General features: G+C 53.7%; 3 rRNA genes. All 3 read right to left on the bottom strand.

Features of this window, described 5'->3' with window-relative positions:
* A 5S ribosomal RNA gene (rrf, locus tag E3O39_RS18430) occupies window positions 1-85 on the bottom strand; the annotation flags it as partial.
* A 133-nt stretch (window positions 86-218) separates the two neighbouring features.
* A 23S ribosomal RNA gene (locus E3O39_RS18425) occupies window positions 219-3,347 on the bottom strand.
* Window positions 3,348-3,813: 466 nt separating this feature from the next.
* Window positions 3,814-5,333, bottom strand: a 16S ribosomal RNA gene (locus E3O39_RS18420).
* Window positions 5,334-5,343: the final 10 nt, after the last annotated feature.

Genomic DNA, 5,343 nt, shown 5'->3' with positions numbered 1-5,343 from the left:
CCCCTGCAGTACCATCGGCGCTGAGAGTCTTAGCTTCCGGGTTCGGAATGTGACCGGGCGTTTCCCTCTCGCTATAGCCGCCGAAACATCTTTCGATGGATCGATTCTATATTTTTCAGTTATAGACCCCGACTGCCTGTGAGGGCGATGCCGGGGTTGTTCTCGACCGTACGTCGAGAACCACATAGTGGACGCTTGCAGCTTATTCAAACTGGTGTGTTATCAAATTATTGGCTTATTAGTACCGGTCAGCTCCAAGGGTCTTTAGTCCCCTCTTCCACATCCGGCCTATCAACGCAGTAGTCTAGCTGCGAGCCTCTCCCCCGAAGGGATGGAAATCTCATCTCGAAGCCGGCTTCCCGCTTAGATGCTTTCAGCGGTTATCCGTTCCGAACGTAGCTAATCAGCGGTGCTCCTGGCGGAACAACTGACACACCAGAGGTTCGTCCATCCCGGTCCTCTCGTACTAGGGATAGATCTTCTCAAATTTCCTGCGCGCGCAGCGGATAGGGACCGAACTGTCTCACGACGTTCTAAACCCAGCTCGCGTACCGCTTTAATGGGCGAACAGCCCAACCCTTGGGACCTACTCCAGCCCCAGGATGCGACGAGCCGACATCGAGGTGCCAAACCATGCCGTCGATATGGACTCTTGGGCAAGATCAGCCTGTTATCCCCGAGGTACCTTTTATCCGTTGAGCGACAGCGCTTCCACAAGCCACTGCCGGATCACTAGTCCCGACTTTCGTCCCTGCTCGACTTGTCAGTCTCACAGTCAAGCTCCCTTGTGCACTTACACTCGACACCTGATTGCCAACCAGGTTGAGGGAACCTTTGGGCGCCTCCGTTACTTTTTAGGAGGCAACCGCCCCAGTTAAACTACCCACCAGGCACTGTCCCTGAACCGGATCACGGTTCGAAGTTAGATATCCAATATGACCAGAGTGGTATTTCAACGTTGACTCCACCTGAACTAGCGTCCAAGCTTCACAGTCTCCCACCTATCCTACACAAGCCACACCGAACACCAATACCAAGCTGTAGTAAAGGTCACGGGGTCTTTCCGTCCTGCTGCGCGTAACGAGCATCTTTACTCGTAATGCAATTTCGCCGAGTTCGCGGTTGAGACAGCTGGGAAGTCGTTACGCCATTCGTGCAGGTCGGAACTTACCCGACAAGGAATTTCGCTACCTTAGGATGGTTATAGTTACCACCGCCGTTTACTGGGGCTTAAATTCTCAGCTTCGCCTTGCGGCTAACCGTTCCTCTTAACCTTCCAGCACCGGGCAGGCGTCAGTCCGTATACATCGTCTTGCGACTTGGCACGGACCTGTGTTTTTAGTAAACAGTCGCTTCCCACTGGTCTCTGCGGCCTTCGAACGCTCCAGGAGTAAATCCCTTCACGCCTCCGGCCCCCCTTCTCCCGAAGTTACGGGGGCATTTTGCCGAGTTCCTTAACCACGATTCTCTCGATCTCCTTAGTATTCTCTACCTGATCACCTGAGTCGGTTTGGGGTACGGGTGACTAAAACCTCGCGTCGATGCTTTTCTCGGCAGCATAGGATCACTGATTTCGCCCTTACGGGCTACCCATCGGGTCTCAGCCTTATATGAGAGACGGATTTGCCTATCTCTCGGCCTACATCCTTAGACCGGGACAACCATCGCCCGGCTCAGCTACCTTCCTGCGTCACACCTGTTAATACGCTAACCGCACCAGCATAGGGTCGCACGCTAGGCCTCACGCTTCACCCCGAAGGGATCCATCTAGAGGATTCAGATGCTTAGCATTACTGGATTAGCTTGGACGGTTTTTCGCCAGTACGGGAATATAAACCCGTTGTCCATCGACTACGCCTGTCGGCCTCGCCTTAGGTCCCGACTTACCCAGGGCGGATTAGCCTGGCCCTGGAAACCTTGATCTTTCGGAGGACGGGTTTCTCACCCGTCTTTCGCTACTCATGCCTGCATTCTCACTCGTGTAGCCTCCACGGCTGGTTTACACCGCCGCTTCGCTGGCCACACGACGCTCTCCTACCCATCAACACGGCTGAACCAACACAACAAGTGTGCGGCTTACCAAAAATATCAATGCCACAACTTCGGTGGCGTGCTTGAGCCCCGTTACATTGTCGGCGCGGAATCACTTGACCAGTGAGCTATTACGCACTCTTTCAAGGGTGGCTGCTTCTAAGCCAACCTCCTGGTTGTCTGTGCAACTCCACATCCTTTCCCACTTAGCACGCGCTTTGGGACCTTAGTTGGTGGTCTGGGTTGTTTCCCTCTCGACGATGAAGCTTATCCCCCACCGTCTCACTGCTGCGCTCTCACTTACCGGCATTCGGAGTTTGGCTGACGTCAGTAAGCTTTTAGGCCCCATCGGCCATCCAGTAGCTCTACCTCCGGCAAGAAACACGCAACGCTGCACCTAAATGCATTTCGGAGAGAACCAGCTATCACGAAGTTTGATTGGCCTTTCACCCCTATCCACAGCTCATCCCCTCCATTTTCAACTGAAGTGGGTTCGGTCCTCCACGACGTCTTACCGTCGCTTCAACCTGGCCATGGATAGATCACTTCGCTTCGGGTCTAGGACATGCGACTGAATCGCCCTATTCAGACTCGCTTTCGCTACGCATTCCCCTCTCGGGTTAAGCTCGCCACATATCACTAACTCGCAGGCTCATTCTTCAAAAGGCACGCTGTCACCAGAATCAGACTGGCTCCAACGGTTTGTAAGCAAACGGTTTCAGGTACTATTTCACTCCCCTCCCGGGGTACTTTTCACCTTTCCCTCACGGTACTTGTTCACTATCGGTCATGTAGGAGTATTTAGGCTTATCAGGTGGTCCTGACAGATTCACACGGGATTTCTCGGGCCCCGTGCTACTTGGGATACTCTTCGGGCGATTACTGCATTTCGACTACGGGGTTCGCACCCTCTATGACCAGGCTTTCAATCCTGTTCGTCTATACAACGCTCTAACCCTCACTGTTCGGCAGAATCAGCAGAAAAGTCCCGCAACCCCGACCATGCAACGCCTGCCGGCTATCACACATGATCGGTTTAGCCTCATCCGGGTTCGCTCGCCACTACTAACGGAATCACTATTGTTTTCTCTTCCTGTGGGTACTGAGATGTTTCACTTCCCCACGTTCCCTCTACCCGCCCTATATATTCAGGCGGGAGTCACCAGGTCACCTTACGGGCCTGGCGGGGTTTCCCCATTCGGACATCCTCGGATCACAGTTCGTTTATCAACTCCCCGAGGCTTATCGCAGATTACTACGTCCTTCTTCGGCTCTACATGCCAAGGCATTCACCGTTTGCTCTTAGAAATTTGAAATCACATGAGTTTGAATCGATTAAGAATCGTAAAACTTTCGTCTCACGATCGAAATTGACCAATGATCTATAAATAGATCTTTGTAATTTGCAGTCCGAAGACTGTCAAATTTAAGATGCTCGCGTCCACTGTGTAGTTCTCAAAGTACGGGCGGTACCCCTCCAAGCCAGCGACCGAACAAGTTCGGTACGACTGCTGACAAGAAAAGGTCCAGAGGAACAGTCCAACCAGGCAAAACCCAGTTGTTCCGGTCCCTCAGGACCCAACAGCGTGCATATATGTTTCCTTCATAACCGGACCTTTCCAACGAGGCACCGCAAGCGGTACCAGGCGTACTGGATCCAGAGATGATCTCTGCATATCAATGTCAATGTTCCACCCATGAGCGCCATCGAAGAACATTCGTCTTCGTATGGCTTGGCAGTGTTACTCCGCTGTATACAGACGGCACTGCTGTGCTCCTTAGAAAGGAGGTGATCCAGCCGCACCTTCCGGTACGGCTACCTTGTTACGACTTAGTCCTAATCACCGATCCCACCTTCGACAGCTCCTTCCCGTGAGGGTTAGGCCACCGGCTTCGGGTGTTACCGACTTTCATGACTTGACGGGCGGTGTGTACAAGGCCCGGGAACGTATTCACCGCAGCGTTGCTGATCTGCGATTACTAGCGACTCCGACTTCATGAGGTCGAGTTGCAGACCTCAATCCGAACTGAGACCGGCTTTTTGGGATTCGCTCCACCTTGCGGTATTGCAGCCCTTTGTACCGGCCATTGTAGCATGCGTGAAGCCCAAGACATAAGGGGCATGATGATTTGACGTCATCCCCACCTTCCTCCGAGTTGACCCCGGCAGTATCCCATGAGTTCCCACCATTACGTGCTGGCAACATAGGACGAGGGTTGCGCTCGTTGCGGGACTTAACCCAACATCTCACGACACGAGCTGACGACAACCATGCACCACCTGTATAGAGACCTTGCGGGGCGACTGTTTCCAGCCGTTTCCTCTATATGTCAAGCCTTGGTAAGGTTCTTCGCGTTGCATCGAATTAATCCGCATGCTCCGCCGCTTGTGCGGGCCCCCGTCAATTCCTTTGAGTTTTAGCCTTGCGGCCGTACTCCCCAGGCGGGGAACTTAATGCGTTAGCTGCGACACGGAGACCGTGGAATGGTCCCCACATCTAGTTCCCAACGTTTACGGCATGGACTACCAGGGTATCTAATCCTGTTCGCTCCCCATGCTTTCGCTCCTCAGCGTCAGTTACGGCCCAGAGATCTGCCTTCGCCATTGGTGTTCCTCCTGATATCTGCGCATTCCACCGCTACACCAGGAATTCCAATCTCCCCTACCGCACTCTAGTCTGCCCGTACCCACTGCAGGCCCGAGGTTGAGCCTCGGGTTTTCACAGCAGACGCGACAAACCGCCTACGAGCTCTTTACGCCCAATAATTCCGGACAACGCTTGCACCCTACGTATTACCGCGGCTGCTGGCACGTAGTTAGCCGGTGCTTTTTCTGCAGGTACCGTCACTTTCGCTTCTTCCCTACTAAAAGAGGTTTACAACCCGAAGGCCGTCGTCCCTCACGCGGCGTTGCTGCATCAGGCTTTCGCCCATTGTGCAATATTCCCCACTGCTGCCTCCCGTAGGAGTCTGGGCCGTGTCTCAGTCCCAGTGTGGCCGGTCACCCTCTCAGGCCGGCTACCCGTCGTCGCCTTGGTGAGCCATTACCTCACCAACTAGCTGATAGGCCGCGAGCTCATCCCTGACCAAAATTCTTTCCACCCCCAGAGATGCCTCCAAGGGTCGTATCCGGTATTAGACGTCGTTTCCAACGCTTATCCCAGAGTCAAGGGCAGATTGCTCACGTGTTACTCACCCGTTCGCCACTAATCCGAAGAGCAAGCTCTCCATCATCGTTCGACTTGCATGTGTTAAGCACGCCGCCAGCGTTCGTCCTGAGCCAGGATCAAACTCTCCGTAAATGTTTGATTG

Origin of the sequence: Cryobacterium sp. MDB2-A-1 (assembly GCF_004402675.1) — a bacterium.
Taxonomy (GTDB): domain Bacteria; phylum Actinomycetota; class Actinomycetes; order Actinomycetales; family Microbacteriaceae; genus Cryobacterium; species Cryobacterium glucosi.
Note: the sequence above shows the minus strand (reverse complement) of the source record. Positions and strands in the feature narration are given on the sequence as shown.